The sequence below is a fragment of the Streptomyces fungicidicus genome, assembly GCF_003665435.1.
In the GTDB taxonomy this organism is placed as follows: domain Bacteria; phylum Actinomycetota; class Actinomycetes; order Streptomycetales; family Streptomycetaceae; genus Streptomyces; species Streptomyces fungicidicus.
Map to the genome: position 1 here is coordinate 4,052,553 of NZ_CP023407.1, position 14,019 is coordinate 4,066,571.

General features: G+C 69.1%; 12 protein-coding genes and 1 tRNA gene. 7 read left to right on the plus strand and 6 right to left on the minus strand.

Going from position 1 to position 14,019, the window contains the following annotated elements; translation table 11 throughout:
- The first annotated feature begins 229 nt into the window (after positions 1–229).
- From CNQ36_RS18525 to CNQ36_RS18545, 5 genes are all read left to right on the plus strand, one after another.
- Complete coding sequence (locus CNQ36_RS18525; RefSeq protein WP_030401440.1) at positions 230–487, plus strand: helix-turn-helix domain-containing protein; 258 nt, start codon at positions 230–232, stop codon at positions 485–487.
- 126 nt (positions 488–613) lie between these two features.
- The gene (locus CNQ36_RS18530; RefSeq protein WP_031043819.1) at positions 614–826 is read left to right on the plus strand and encodes an excisionase family DNA-binding protein; all 213 of its coding nucleotides are present in this window, start codon (positions 614–616) and stop codon (positions 824–826) included.
- Positions 826–1,971, plus strand: a complete 1,146-nt coding sequence (locus CNQ36_RS18535; RefSeq protein WP_037640757.1) for a tyrosine-type recombinase/integrase — start codon at positions 826–828, stop codon at positions 1,969–1,971. Before CNQ36_RS18530 ends, CNQ36_RS18535 begins: the two co-directional genes overlap by 1 nt.
- Before the next feature lie 198 nt (positions 1,972–2,169).
- Positions 2,170–4,236 carry a GNAT family N-acetyltransferase gene (locus CNQ36_RS18540; RefSeq protein ID WP_121546822.1) on the plus strand — a complete coding sequence of 689 codons (2,067 nt, stop codon included), beginning with the start codon at positions 2,170–2,172 and terminating at the stop codon, positions 4,234–4,236.
- Positions 4,233–4,712 carry an ASCH domain-containing protein gene (locus tag CNQ36_RS18545; protein WP_224219990.1) on the plus strand — a complete coding sequence of 160 codons (480 nt, stop codon included), beginning with the start codon at positions 4,233–4,235 and terminating at the stop codon, positions 4,710–4,712. The genes CNQ36_RS18540 and CNQ36_RS18545 overlap by 4 nt, the downstream gene beginning before the upstream one ends.
- A gap of 43 nt (positions 4,713–4,755) precedes the next feature.
- Here the strand turns inward: CNQ36_RS18545 and CNQ36_RS18550 are convergent, their stop codons facing one another.
- The gene (locus tag CNQ36_RS18550) at positions 4,756–5,298 is read right to left on the minus strand and encodes a DUF1707 SHOCT-like domain-containing protein (protein WP_037640758.1); all 543 of its coding nucleotides are present in this window, start codon (positions 5,296–5,298) and stop codon (positions 4,756–4,758) included.
- A 306-nt stretch (positions 5,299–5,604) separates the two neighbouring features.
- Positions 5,605–5,678 (minus strand) — tRNA-Gly (locus CNQ36_RS18555).
- Between the two features lie 491 nt (positions 5,679–6,169).
- Between CNQ36_RS18555 and dcd the strand changes: the two genes are divergently transcribed.
- Both dcd and CNQ36_RS18565 read left to right on the plus strand, forming a co-directional pair.
- Positions 6,170–6,745: a dCTP deaminase gene (gene dcd, locus CNQ36_RS18560; protein WP_004928721.1), complete on the plus strand. Its 576-nt coding sequence runs from the start codon at positions 6,170–6,172 to the stop codon at positions 6,743–6,745.
- Positions 6,742–7,239: a phosphoribosyltransferase gene (locus tag CNQ36_RS18565; RefSeq protein WP_121546823.1), complete on the plus strand. Its 498-nt coding sequence runs from the start codon at positions 6,742–6,744 to the stop codon at positions 7,237–7,239. Before dcd ends, CNQ36_RS18565 begins: the two co-directional genes overlap by 4 nt.
- A gap of 62 nt (positions 7,240–7,301) precedes the next feature.
- Here the strand turns inward: CNQ36_RS18565 and CNQ36_RS18570 are convergent, their stop codons facing one another.
- From CNQ36_RS18570 to CNQ36_RS18585, 4 genes are all read right to left on the minus strand, one after another.
- Positions 7,302–8,363, minus strand: a complete 1,062-nt coding sequence (locus CNQ36_RS18570; RefSeq protein ID WP_121546824.1) for a Yip1 family protein — start codon at positions 8,361–8,363, stop codon at positions 7,302–7,304.
- 81 nt (positions 8,364–8,444) lie between these two features.
- On the minus strand, positions 8,445–9,791 hold the full coding sequence (locus CNQ36_RS18575; RefSeq protein ID WP_121546825.1) for an FG-GAP-like repeat-containing protein: 1,347 nt from the start codon (positions 9,789–9,791) through the stop codon (positions 8,445–8,447).
- Between the two features lie 48 nt (positions 9,792–9,839).
- Entirely contained in the window at positions 9,840–11,294 is a 1,455-nt protein-coding gene (locus CNQ36_RS18580; protein ID WP_040908608.1) for an FG-GAP-like repeat-containing protein, read from the minus strand.
- A 205-nt stretch (positions 11,295–11,499) separates the two neighbouring features.
- Positions 11,500–13,782, minus strand: coding sequence for a (Fe-S)-binding protein (locus tag CNQ36_RS18585; RefSeq protein WP_004928708.1), 2,283 nt, complete (start codon positions 13,780–13,782; stop codon positions 11,500–11,502).
- Positions 13,783–14,019 lie beyond the last annotated feature (237 nt).

Here is a 14,019-nt window from a genome sequence, read left to right on the forward strand (position 1 = left end):
TTCTGGGCGTCAAGCCAGAAGGATCACACCGGCAAGGCGTTGACGTCCGGTGAGTGGCGAAGCTACAACACAACACCCCACGTCAGAGACGCTGTCGAGCACTGCTCGGGCCGCCGTCACAGGGAACCCATCGACGAAATGGCCACCCGCCTGCCAAACGCACGGCGGCGCAACATAGCCGACGATCGCCGGTTAACCAAACCGGCGAACACAGCCGAGAATTGGAGTCATGGCAGCACGTTCACTGGAAATCGGCGCAGCCGGGATAAGGGCCGCCCGCACGATCGAAATTCTCCGCACCGAGCGCGGCCTCTCCCAGCGAGAGCTGGCCGCTCGCGTCACCGCCCTTGGCCGGCCAATGTCCAACACGATGCTGTCCCGCATCGAACGCGCTCAGCGCCGCTGCGACGTCGACGACCTGCTCACCCTCGCGCAGGCACTTCGCGTCCCGGCCCGCGCCCTGCTCCAGGACTCCGCGACCTGTTGAAGCCACCACCGGTCCGCCGTGCCCGCTCCAGTTTCGACCTCGGTAAGGAAGTCTCACCGTTGCACCGACTCGCAATAGCCCCGGCCCGTTGCACTCAGCAGCACAGCCGAAAGGGGGCGGTCGCCCATGACTGACCGCCTCCTGACGGTGGCCGAAGCCGCCGAACAGCTCGGTACCGGCGAACGCTTCGTTCGCCGTCTGATCGCCGAGCGCCGCATTCGCTACGTCAAGCTCGGACGTCCCGTGCGCGTCCCCGAGAGTGCCGTCACCGAGTACATCGAGGCGCGCACGGTCGAGCCGACCCGGCGCACCCGCACTCGGTACGGGCGGGCCGCCTGATGCCGACACGCAAGCTCCAGCGTCGTCGGGAGTTCGGTACCGTACGCAAGCTCCCGTCCGGTCGATGGCAGGCCCGCTACCTGGGCCCGGACGGGCAGCGCCACAAGGCCCCCGAGACCTTCGACACGAAGACCGACGCGCAGGACTGGCTGAACCTGGTCCGCGCCGACATCGAGCGTGACCACTGGCGTGACCCGGACGCCGGCGCGATCAACTTCGAGAAGTACGCCCTCCGCTGGATGGAGGAGCGCGGTCTGGCCCCGACCACGGTCGACCGCTACGACGGCCTGCTACGCCTGCACCTCCTGCCGGTCTTCGGCAGCAAGGACCTGGACGAGATCACACCGCCTTCCGTCCGCACCTGGCGAGCCGAGCGGCTCAAGGCAACGGGTGCCACGACGGTCGCCAAGTCGTACCGGCTGCTGAAGGCCATCCTGCAGACCGCGGTCGATGACGACCTCCTGCGGACCAACCCGTGCCGGATCAAGGGCGCCGGTCGGGAGGAAGCCGACGAGCGGCCGACCGCCACCGTGGAGCAGGTCTTCGACCTCGCCGACGCCATGGGTCCGCGCTGGCGCCTGATGGTCCTGCTCGGTGCCTTCGCCTCGCTTCGCCCCGAGGAGCTGGCTGAACTGCGCCGCCGCAGTGTCGATCTCGACGAATGCTCCCTGCGGATCACGCATGCGTCACCGGAGCTGACCAACGGCAGGAGGGTCACCGGCGATCCCAAGTCCCGAGCGGGCAAGCGCACCGTTTACTTGCCCGACTTCCTCCTGCCCGAGCTGCGACGCCACGTGCAGTGGTTCGCCGAGAAGGAGCCGGATGGTCTCCTCTTCGTCGGGGAGAAGGGCGCTCCATTCCGCCGCTCGACGTTCGGACGGAAGTGGCGCAAGGCCAGGACGAAGGTGGGGCTGCCCGACAACTTCCGCTTCTACGACCTCCGGCACACCGGTAACACCCTCGCCGCCGACACCGGCGCCAAGCTGAAGGACCTCATGGTGCGCGCCGGCCAGTCCTCGGAGCGCGCCCAGCTCATCTACCAGCACTCGACGGTCAAGCATCAGCGGAGGCTGGCCCAGGGGATCGACACTGAAGTGCGCGAGCGCTTGCGTGAGGCGGGTGCCGATCGGTCGGAAGCCAATTAGGCGGACCGGTATCGGGGCTACGAGTCCGGCGGGACGGTTCCATCGGCCGGACTCTGGAGGCAGGCGACGGTCTCCGCAGCACCGTGCGCCCCTCGTGCCCCCTTGAGGGATGGCAGCAACTGAGATCAGCTTCTCCCTGTATGCAGTGACAGGGGAGTTGTGGCCGGTCGCGATCAGCCACAGCTGGAGGGGGTAGTAATGGCGATCAAGCTGGTGTCCGTTTCGCCCGCGCAAGAAGAGTTGATCGTTAAGGCCATAGCCCTGGGGGACCGGTACACGAAGACGCTGGGGCTTCTGACGCCTCCTGCCTATGAGAAGGCAGCTGAGGACGGTGGCCTTCTGGTCGCGGTCGAGGCCGGCGAAGTGATCGGCTACGCGCTGTTCGGGCTGCCGAAGAGGAGCGCGCGTATCCGACTCGCGCACCTGTGTGTGGCTGAGGAGGAACGGGGGCGGGGGATTGCGGGCCGTCTGGTGGAGGGCATCAAGGAGCGGTATCCACAACGCCTTGGGATCAAGGCCAAGTGCCGTCGGGACTATGACCTGAGCGGGATGTGGAGGAGTCTGGGCTTCGTTCCGGACGGTGAGGTCCGTGGGCGTGGTCGTGACGGGGAGATCTTGGACGGCTGGTGGCTGGACCTCGGCCATCCGGACCTGTTCACGGAGATGGAGAGCGACGCGCTCCTCGTGGTGACGGTCGACCATGGTGTGTTCGCCGATCTGCGCGGCCTCACGGACACCACCGGTGCCGAGGAGTCCCGTGCGCTCGAAGCCGGATGGATGGCGGATCTCGTTGAGTTTGCCTACACCCCGCAGTTGGTCCATCAGATCCGGGACCTCACGGACACGGCAGAGCGTCAGCACCAGCAGGCGGCGCTGACCGGGCTCCACAAGCTCTCTACCGGCTCCGCGGCCGTGGAGGAGCGAACCCGCGAACTGGTGCAAGCCGCTACGCAGGCGGTTCCCGGCCTGGCTGCCGACCCAGCACTTCTGCGAGGCATGCGGTATGTGGCCGAGACCTCGTGTGCTGGTCTACAAGTCCTGGCGACGCGTGATCCGCTGCTGTCTCGCCTGACAGATGTGGCCTGGGAGGTGGCTCGCGTCCGGGTCGTCTCACCGTCGACCGTGACGCTTCACGTCGATGAGCTGCGGCAGGCCCAGGTGTATCGCCCGGCTGACCTGATGGGGACGGAGTTCCGGTCCGCGGAGGTGGCGCCGGGCGCGGAGGATGAACTGGTCGCCTTCTTCGAGCAGTCGGGCGCTGACGACGGCTCAGCCTTTTCTGAGCGGCTGCGGTCGCTGAACGAGGGCGGGATCGCATGGCGTCGTGAGCTTCTCCGGGACGGCCAGGGCCGACCGGTCGCCCTCTACGCGTGGTCGCTGGACGGCCGAACCCTGGTTGTACCCGTCCTTCGCACAGCTGGCCACCCCCTGGAAGAGACCCTGGCCCGGCAGCTCCTCTTCCTGCTTAAGCGGCTCGGGAGGGATTGCGGGGCCGAGATCGTCCGCATCAGTGATCCGCACCCCTCCGAGGCGGCGCGGGCCGCGGCCGGTGACGACGGCTTCTTCGAGCACAACGGCGAGCTCGTCGCGCTCCTGGTGAACGTGTGCGGGACCGCCGCCGAGGTGGAGGTGGTGGCCGGCGGGTTGGCCCGAGAGCTTGCTGTCGATGCGACCGTGCTCGACGTCGGCATGCCGGCGGAGGTGACCGCCGTGCTGGAGCGTGCGTGGTGGCCGGCCAAGGTCATCGACTCCGAGCTGCCGTCCTTCATGGTGCCCATCAAGCCGCGCTGGTCGACTGAGCTGTTCAACGTCCCGGCCATGCTCATCGCGCGGAGCGACGCCCTGGGCATCAGCAGGGAACACGTCTACTACCGATCTTCGCAGCGTCGAGGAGAGAGCGTCCCGGCTCGACTGCTCTGGTACGTCAGCGACGGCAACTCCACGGGAGAGGGTCAGAGGGTGGTGGGCAGCTCGCGGCTCGACGAGGTGCTCATCGACACTCCGGATGTTCTGTTCTCGAAATTCGAACACCTGGGCGTATATGGTCGGGCTGAGGTCGAGAGGGCTGCAGACGCGTCCGGTCACGCCATGGCGCTGAGGTTCTCGGACACTGAGATCTTCCCGAAGCCGGTGACGCTGCGCCGATTGACCTCGCTGGCCAGGGGCCGGGGGCTAACGTGGTCGCCTGGCTCGCTGATCTCGCTGTCCAAGATCAGCAGTGAGCTGTTCCAGGCGGTTTACCAAGAGGGGCACCGAACGACGTGAGCGATCCGGAACGCGCGATGCTGCTGTCCGTCCACCCGCGCTTCGCCAACGCGATCCTGGCCGGCAGCAAGACGGTGGAGGTTCGCCGCCAGCGCGTCGCCGCGCCTCCGGGAACGCCCGTCCTCTTGTACGCGACCGCGCCCACCATGGCGGTGGTGGGCATGGCGCGCATTGCCGCCATCTACGTCGCCACGCCCAGCGAGGTCTGGTCGGCTCATCGGGGACAGACCGGGATCACCCGGCGGGAGTACGACGCCTACATGAGCGGCGCGAGGCAGGCGAGCGGTCTCACGATGGAGAATCCTGTCTCCTTCGATGAGCCGGTATCGCTCAATGCGCTGCGCTCCGCCGGGTCCTTCCACCCTCCGCAGAGCTACCGCTACATGAAGGGCGACGAGCTTCGACAGGTGGCCGTGGCGGGACCTGTCGTGGGCACGGCGCTTCGCGAGGCGCTGGGAGACCTGGTACCCGCCTAGTGCTGCACTCGCCGCCGGCGGGGCCGAAGCACCGGACGGGGCTTCAACGCAGGGCGTGGCGAATCTTCAAGCGTCCGTATCCCATGACCCCGGAGATTCGAATCGTCGGCCCGCCGGGCCGGGGCTGTCGCGGGATCTTGTAGCGCAGGTCCTTCCATCCCGTGCTCAGTCCTTCGACGTCGACCACCGCGTCCCGGGGCACCGTGATCCGGGCCCCGCCGGTTCCCAGTTGCAGCTCGATGTCGACGATCGGGTGCTCGATGACCGCCCGGGACAGGTCCAGGCGCACCCTTCCATATGCTGACTCGACCTTGAGGACCCGAGGCACCCGCCACGCGCCACGCCGCTTGATCCGCCCACCGGCGGCGGCGATCGTGGCAGTGCTTCCCGGTTGCTCCTCCGGGAGCGCGACCAGAGCGGACGCGAGTTCGCTCCGCGTCTTGGCGCTGAGCACCTGGTGGAGGTGCTCGTCCAACACCTCGTGTGGGATGAGCCCTTCCGCGTACGCCTCCTGCAGACGTCGCACGGCTGCCTCGCGGTCGCCTTCACGGATCAGTGAGGGCGATTCTTCCGGTAAGGAGGTCACGGGTTCACCGTACTGCCGAGTCGGCGAGGTAAACCCGTCAAGGCAGGCCCGGAGACCGGGGCGCCACCCGTCCCGCAAACCACCCTTTGCGTATGCGTCTTGGTGACCCTTTGCGCCCTGTGTGGCGCAGGTCACACGAATTGCGTCTCGCGATATGGGACGCCGGGGCAGGTTGATGCCTGCTGGGCACCCGAATGGCGCTGGTGTGGCGGCCTGGACTCGACTTAGGGCACGCCGAGGGCACGCCGCCCCCTGATTGGACTAGACAACAAGTAAGGCCCAGATCGGTGATCTGGGCCTTCTTCGTGGAGCGGGTGACGAGAATCGAACTCGCGCTCTCAGCTTGGGAAGCTGATGTTCTACCATTAAACTACACCCGCGCAATCCAGGGCCCCCAGCTCAGTGGGGTCCGGACGCTCGCTCACTCTACCCCATGGCAGGCCCCCGGTGTTCGAGCCCGGGAGTCTGACGGGGATTCAGGGGTGGATGCGGCTGCGCGGGGCAGAAGTTGAGGCGTACGGTGAGGGTGCGGGGTGCCGCCTGGAGGGTCCTTCCTTTGATCCCGTAATGTGGCTTTTGTCGTCAGGGCAGTTAGTCCGACGCGGCTCTTGGGGAAGGACTCTTGGACTTGATGGAGCGCACCGTCGTCCGCTGTGCCGATGGGCACGTGTTCACCGCCACCTCGTTCCCGATGCAGCAGGCCGAGCGACTCGGCCCCGGTCGGCTCTTGCGGTGCCCGCGCTGTGCGCGGCTCCGCAGTGTCGTACCGGTCACGCTGCTGAAGCGGTAGCGCGGGAGAAACGGGCAGAAGGCGTGGGCGCGCGGGGCGGCCGGTTGTGGGCGTTCCGCGCGCCTTGCGTATTCTCGGGGCGTGCTTCTCTCAGACAAGGACATCCGGGCCGAGATCGACGCCGGACGGGTGCGCATCGATCCCTTCGACGACGCCATGGTGCAGCCGTCCAGTATCGACGTGCGCCTCGACCGCTACTTCCGGGTGTTCGAGAATCACCGGTACCCCCACATCGACCCCTCCGTCGAGCAGGTGGACCTGACCCGGCTGGTGGAGCCGGAGGGGGACGAACCGTTCATCCTGCATCCGGGTGAGTTCGTGCTGGCCAGCACGTACGAGGTCATCACCCTGCCGGACGATCTCGCCTCCCGGCTCGAGGGCAAGAGCTCGCTCGGGCGGCTCGGGCTGGTCACCCACTCCACCGCCGGGTTCATCGACCCCGGGTTCTCCGGGCACGTGACCCTGGAGCTCAGCAACCTCGCGACGCTCCCCATCAAGCTGTGGCCCGGTATGAAGATCGGGCAGCTGTGCATGTTCCGGCTCAGCTCGCCGGCCGAGCACCCCTACGGCAGTGAGCGGTACGGGTCCCGGTACCAGGGGCAGCGGGGGCCGACGGCCTCCCGGTCCTACCTCAACTTCCACCGGACGCAGGTGTGAGCGGCGTGCGCGAGAACCTCAGCTACGAGCAGTTCGGCGTCGCCGTCCGCGAGCTCGCCCAGAGCATCGCGGACGACGGCTACCAGCCGGACGTGGTGCTGAGCATCGCGCGCGGCGGTGTCTTCGTCGCCGGCGGGCTCGCCTACGCGCTGGACTGCAAGAACATCCACCTCGTGAACGTCGAGTTCTACACCGGGGTCGGGACGACGCTCGAGATGCCGGTCATGCTCGCGCCCGTGCCCAACGCCATCGACTTCACCGACAAGAAGGTGCTGATCGCCGACGACGTCGCCGACACCGGCAAGACGCTCAAGCTCGTCCGCGACTTCTGCCTCGACGCCGTCGCGGAGGTGCGCAGCGCGGTCGTCTACGAGAAGTCGCAGTCGCTGGTGAAGTGCGAGTACGTCTGGAAGCGGACCGACGAGTGGATCAACTTCCCGTGGTCCGTCCAGCCTCCGGTGGTGAGGCGGGACGGGCAGGTGCTCGACGCCTGACGGTGACGTGAAGAGGGGGCTCCCGATCCGGGAGCCCCCTCTTCACGTTCGGTGGCCTGGCGTCAGAACGTGCCGAGCTTCACGATCGACAGCAGGGCGATCAGCTGGATCGACGACGCGCCCAGGGCCTTCGGCCAGGGCAGGTCGTGGGAGCGGGAGACCATGATCGTGAGGAGGGCGCCGGCCGCGACCCAGGTGGCCCAGCCGAGGAGCTGGACGAAGGTGGCGTCGCCGCCCGCGAACATGGCGAAGACCAGGCGGGGCGCGTCCGTGATGGACGTGATCAGCATGGAGAGGCCGACCGTGGGCTGCCAGGCGCCGTCGCCGCCGAGCTGGCGGGCCAGGGTGTGGGTGACCACGCCGAGGACGAGGAAGCTCAGCACCATCGCGACGGCCGTCGTCAGGACGATCGGGACCGCGTTCGACAGGGTCGCGTTGATCGCGTCCTCGCGGGCCGTGTCGAAGCCGAAGACGGCGAGCAGGCCGTAGAGGAAGGTGACGACGAGGGCGGGGCCCCACATCGCGTAGTCGCGCATCCGCAGGAAGGTCTGCGCGGGGGACAGGACGATGCCCTTGAGCAGGTCCTTCCAGCGCAGCCGGGGGCCGATCGGGCCGGGCGGCGGAGCCGCGGCGGCGCCGTAGGTGTCGCCCTGCTGGTAGGGGTCCTCGTTGATCGAGAAGGCCTGGGTGTGGCCCGGGTTGTTGGCCGCGTACGGGTCGTGCGGGCCGCCCTGGGCGCCGTGCGGGTACCCGCCGTCGCCGAAGTACTCGGGCTCGCCGTGACCACCGGGGCCGCCGTGCCCGCCGCCATGTCCCCCGTGACCGCCGTAGCCACCGGGGCCGCCCGGGCCGCGGTGCGCCTGCGGCCAGCCGCCACCGCCACCGCCGTTGCCGTACGACGGCTGCTGCGGGTACGGCTGCGGCGCCTGCGGGGAGCCGTACGACGGTCCCTGCGGCGTCTGCTGCCCGTACGGAGGGTGTTGCGGTCGCGCGTGAGGAGCGCCGTTGTTGTTCCGCCCGCGTCCGATCCTGAATCCAGCCACGTCCTCGAACGTACCTGGTCCCGGACGTTCGCGTGCCGGACCCCGGGTTCCGGGCCGCCCTTTGCGGCCGAGCTGTGACATCCCCTAAGGGGTCGTCAGCCCGCTCGTCCGTCCTCCGTAGGGCGGCGCGGTGGCCGGGTCCTACGGAGGACGGACACGGCGTCAGTCGAGGAAGCCGCCGCCGAAGGCGGGGAGGGTGATCGCGGCACTGGTCGTCGGCACGGTGCCGGTGCCGCGCAGCAGGAGCCCGTTCTCGAACCCGCCGCCCACGCCCAGGTCGGCCCGTCCGTCGGCGGTGAGGTCGCGCAGGCGCAGGGAGCCGCCGAAGGAGACGTAGTCGTCGGCGGGGCCGAGCACCGTCTGGGCGATCCAGGAGGAGCGGGCGCCGCTGAGGCCGCCCGGGCCGCCGCGGAAGAAGTGGACGCCGCCCTGGTCGGTCCTGCCGTCGACGTCCTCCTGCGGCACGCCCACCGCGAGGTCGGCGTAGCCGTCGCCGTTCGCGTCGGCGGCGGAGACGGAGTAGCCGAAGTTGTCCTCCGCCTCGGGGGTTCCGGAGACGCCGGAGGTGGCCTGGGTGAAGGTGCTGGAGCCGCTCGGGCCGGTGGAGGTGCCGCGCCACACGGTCACGGCGCCCTTGCCGTCGCTCTGGTCGGGGAGGCCGACGGCGATGTCGCCGTAGCCGTTCTTGTCGAAGTCGCCGATGGTGGCGGACCAGGGTGCGCTGGCGAAGGTCTTGTAGGGGCCGGAGGTCAGGCCGGAGGCGGACCCCTTGAGGAACCAGATGCGGTGGCGCGGTACGTCTCCGGTTTCGTACTGGGTGCCGAGCACCACCAGGTCGGTCCGCCCGTCGCCGTTGACCTTGCCGGCGGCGAGGCCGTGGGAGTACCAGCCGCCGCCCGACTTGTCGATCTTGCTCACGCTGCCGGTGCCGCCGGCCTTGGTGAACGGCCCCCGGTAGAGCCAGGCCTCCTCGCCGCCGATCACGGCGAGGTCGGGCGATCCGTCCCCGGTGAAGTCGCCGGTGGCGACGTCGCGGCCGAAGTTGCCTTCGGCGCCGGACCGGGGGCTGAGGTTGGTGCCGCCGGACAGGCCGGACCCGGAGCCCCAGACGACGGTGACGGTGCCGCGGTACCGGGCGGTGCCGACGTGCTCGCTGGGGTTGCCGACGACGAGGTCCGCGTAGCCGTCCTTGTTGAGGTCGGCGCTCGCCAGCGTCTCGCCGAACATGTCGTCTTCCTCGCCGGTCCCCGGTATGCCGGGGCTGTCCTGGTGGATCAGCTGGGTGCGGGTGGTGTCGAGGCCGGCCGCGGTGCCGTACACGACGGTGACGGTGCCGCCCGTGCGGTCGGTGTCGTTGTAGCCGCGGTAGGCGAGGTCGCGGTGGCCGTCGCCGTTGAAGTCGTCGTAGTGCTTGGCGACGGCGGCGGATGCGGGCGCGGCGAGGAGGACGGGGGTCAGTCCCGTCGCCAGGAGGGTGGCGGCGAGGGCGGTGGCGGTCTGTCTGCGCATGCGGTCTCCGTGTGGTTCGGCCGGGGGTGCTCCAGTGGGCCGGAGGGTTCAGCCGTTGATGTGGAAGCCGAACATCGGGTTGCCCGCCGAGGAGAGGCCGGCCTGGGTGAGGCCGATGCCGCGGCCGGTGGTGTCGATCTTCGAGCCGTCGGAGTTGAAGGCGACGGCGTAGCCGTTGGCCTCGTTCTCCCACGGCAGGCCGACGGTCAGGTCGGCCTTTCCGTCGCCGGTGACGTCGGAGAGCAGGACCTCGCCGCCGAAGCCGTCGCCCGTCTCGTTGCCGCCGGGGACGCCCGGGATGTCCTGGTGCAGGGACTGGGTGCCGGTCTCGGAGAGGCCGCCGTTCCAGCCGTAGATCACGGAGACCATGCCGGCGTCCTTGAACTCGCCCAGGTCCTCGCCCGGCGCGCCGATGACGAGGTCGTCGTGGCCGTCGCCGTTGATGTCGCCGAGGGAGACCTCGTAGCCGAAGTTGTCGCCGGTCTCGTTGCTGCCGGGCACGCCGGCGGTGTTCTGGCTGACCGTTTCGGCGGCTCCCTCGGGGCCGTACGACGTGCCGTAGATGATCTCCACGGACCCGCCCTTGGCGGTGCCCGGGGTGTCCGTGCCCGGGTCCCACGAGTTGCCGATGACGATGTCGCCGTAGCCGTCGCCGTCCACGTCACCGATGTCGGAGATGACGCCGGCGGGGAGCTTCTGGGCGCCCGAGGTGGTGGCTCCGGAGGAGGATCCGGGCAGCCAGTAGTTGGCGTTGTACGAGTAGTCGCCGTCGCTGTCGCCCTCGTAGCCGTCGACCACCAGGTCGGTGCGGCCGTCGGCGTCGATGTCGCCGGGGGTGAGGTTGAAGATGTCGGTGCCCTTGACCTTCAGGATGGGCGCGGTGACGGTGTAGCGGCCGCCGGTGGAGCCGGACTTGGTGAATCCGCCGCGGTAGATGTCGACCTTGTTGATGTCGGAGGCGATCGCGAGGTCGGCGCGGCCGTCGCCGTCGTAGTCGCCGGCGGCGACCACCTGGCCGAACCAGTCGTGGACGGAGCGGGTGGGGTCGGGCACGGTGGTGCCGCCGGACAGGCCGCCGGAGCCGCCCCACAGGATGACGACGGTGCCGCCGTTGGTGTCCGTGCCGGCGTCCTCGCCGGGGGCGCCCACGGCCAGGTCGGCGTAGCCGTCGCCGTTGAAGTCGCCGGGCGCGGTGTGGGCGCCGAACTGGTCGTCCTTCTCGGCGGTGCCCGGGACGCCCGCGCTGTTCTGGCTCAGCGTCTGGATCTTGGCGGCGCCGGCGCCCTTGGGGGAGCCGTAGAGGATCGTCACGGCGCCGGCGTTGGCCTTGCCGCTCACGTTCGCGAGGGGCGCGGTGACGGCGACGTCCCGGTAGCCGTCGCCGTTGAAGTCGCCGTCGAGGCCCGGGGCGGCGGCCGCGGGACCGGCCATGGCGACCAGCAGGCCGCCGGTGAGCGCGGCCGCGGTGGCGGTCGCGAGGGCGGTGCGGAGGTTCTTGTGCAAGGGGGTCTCCTGCCGTGTGCGGGAGGGCCGCCGGATACGGCCGTCCACGGGTGCCGGTGCGGCTGTTCACCCGTGTTCGCCCCGGGTTGTCCTGTGGTTCACGGGTGATCGCCGATCAAGAGACTTCCGGAAGGGCCGGAGGGTTGTACGTGAACATGGCGAAGGGGCCGTCCGGTGCGGACGGCCCCTTCGGGGTGGTGCGGGGTTACTTCACCGGCTCCGGTTCCGGGGCGCTCTCGCTCTCCTCGTCGCCCGCCGGGTCGGCCGGGGTCTTGACGGACTCCAGCAGCAGCTGGGCGACGTCGACGACCTGGATGGACTCCTTGGCCTTGCCGTCGTTCTTCTTGCCGTTGACCGAGTCGGTCAGCATGACGAGGCAGAACGGGCAGGCCGTGGAGACGATGTCCGGGTTCAGGGCGAGGGCCTCGTCGACGCGCTCGTTGTTGATGCGCTTGCCGATCCGCTCCTCCATCCACATCCGGGCGCCGCCGGCGCCGCAGCAGAAGCCGCGCTCCTTGTGGCGGTGCATCTCCTCGTTGCGCAGGCCCGGGACCTTGCCGATGATCTCGCGCGGGGGCGTGTAGATCTTGTTGTGGCGGCCCAGGTAGCACGGGTCGTGGTAGGTGATGATGCCCTCGACCGGGGTGACCGGGATCAGCTTGCCCTCGTCCACCAGGTGCTGGAGCAGCTGGGTGTGGTGGATGACCTCGTAGTCGCCGCCGAGCTGCGGGTACTCGTTGCCGAGCGTGTTGAGGCAGTGCGGGCAGGTGGCGACGATCTTCTTGGCGGACTTGGGCTTCTTCGACTCCTCGGTGAAGTTGCCCTCGTCGTCCATCTCCTCGCCGAACGCCATGTTCAGCGCGGAGACGTTCTCCATGCCGAGCTCCTGGAACAGCGGCTCGTTGCCGAGGCGCCGCGCCGAGTCACCCGTGCACTTCTCGTCGCCGCCCATGATCGCGAACTTGACACCCGCGATGTGGAGCAGCTCCGCGAAGGCCTTGGTGGTCTTCTTGGCGCGGTCCTCCAGGGCGCCGGCGCAGCCGACCCAGTACAGGTACTCGACCTCGGAGAGGTCCTCGATGTCCTTGCCGACGACCGGGACCTCGAAGTCGACCTCCTTGGTCCACTCCAGGCGCTGCTTCTTCGCCAGGCCCCAGGGGTTGCCCTTCTTCTCCAGGTTCTTGAGCATCGTGCCCGCCTCGGACGGGAACGCGGACTCGATCATCACCTGGTAGCGGCGCATGTCGACGATGTGGTCGACGTGCTCGATGTCCACCGGGCACTGCTCGACGCAGGCGCCGCAGGTGGTGCAGGACCACAGGACGTCCGGGTCGATGACGCCGTTCTCCTCGGCGGTGCCGATCAGCGGGCGCTCGGCCTCGGCGAGGGCCGCGGCCGGCACCCCGGCGAGCTGCTCCTCGGACGCCTTCTCCTCGCCCTCCATGGTCTTGCCGCCGCCGGCCAGCAGGTAGGGGGCCTTGGCGTGCGCGTGGTCGCGCAGGGACATGATCAGGAGCTTGGGGGAGAGCGGCTTGCCGGTGTTCCAGGCGGGGCACTGCGACTGGCAGCGGCCGCACTCGGTGCAGGTGGAGAAGTCCAGCAGGCCCTTCCAGGAGAACTGCTCGACCTGGGAGACGCCGAAGACGTCGTCGTCACCGGGGTCGGTGAAGTCGATCTGCTTGCCGCCGGACGTCATCGGCAGCAGGGCGCCCAGCGCGGTCCCGCCGGTGGCCTCGCGCTTGAACCAGATGTTCGGGAAGGCGAGGAAGCGGTGCCAGGCGACACCCATGTTGGTGTTGAGCGAGACCACGATCATCCAGATGAACGAGGTCCCGATCTTGATCGTGGCGACCAGGTAGACCAGGTTCTGCAGCGTGGCGACCGACAGGCCCTTGAAGGCGAGGACCAGCGGGTACGAGGCGAAGTACGCCGCCTCGTACTGGTCCACGTGGTGCAGTGCGCCCTCCAGGCCGCGCAGCACGTAGATGGCGAGGCCGATGGTGAGGATGACGTACTCGACGAAGTACGCCTGGCCCGCCTTGGAGCCGGCGAAGCGGGACTTGCGGCCGGGGCGCGACGGCAGGCTCAGCAGCCGGATGACGATGAGCACGGCGATGCCGAGCACGGTCATCACGCCGATGAACTCGATGTACAGCTCGAACGGCAGGAAGCCGCCGATGACCGGCAGCACCCAGTCGGCCTGGAAGAGCTGGCCGAACGCCTGGGCGAGGGTCGGCGGGAGCGTCAGGAAGCCGACGGCGACGAACCAGTGGGCGATGCCGACGACACCCCACCGGTTCATGCGGGTGTGGCCGAGGAACTCCCGCACCAGGGTCACACTGCGCTGGTAGGGATTGTCGGACCGGGCACCTGCCGGGACCGGCTGGCCCAGCTTGAAGTACCGGACGAACTGGCCGATCGCGCGTGCGAGCAGCGCAACGCCGACCACGGTCAGGACCAGCGACACGATGATCGCGGCGAGTTGCATGGGGGCTCCTCGGGCCTGCGAGGGGTTCTGAGGGATGTCCTCGGGGGCTCCGCTACGGCTTCCCCGAAATTACTAAGCGGTAACTTATGCAGTCCGTTCGAGACTACCCCCATCCCCGGCCGCACTGTAGCCGGGCACGGGGTGATCTGGATCGCTGAGGGTTGCCTATTGCGGCAGCCCAGGAGCCTCCCCCGGGGGCGTCCCGCACGGCGTCCGGGTGCGTCCTCCCGAATGGCG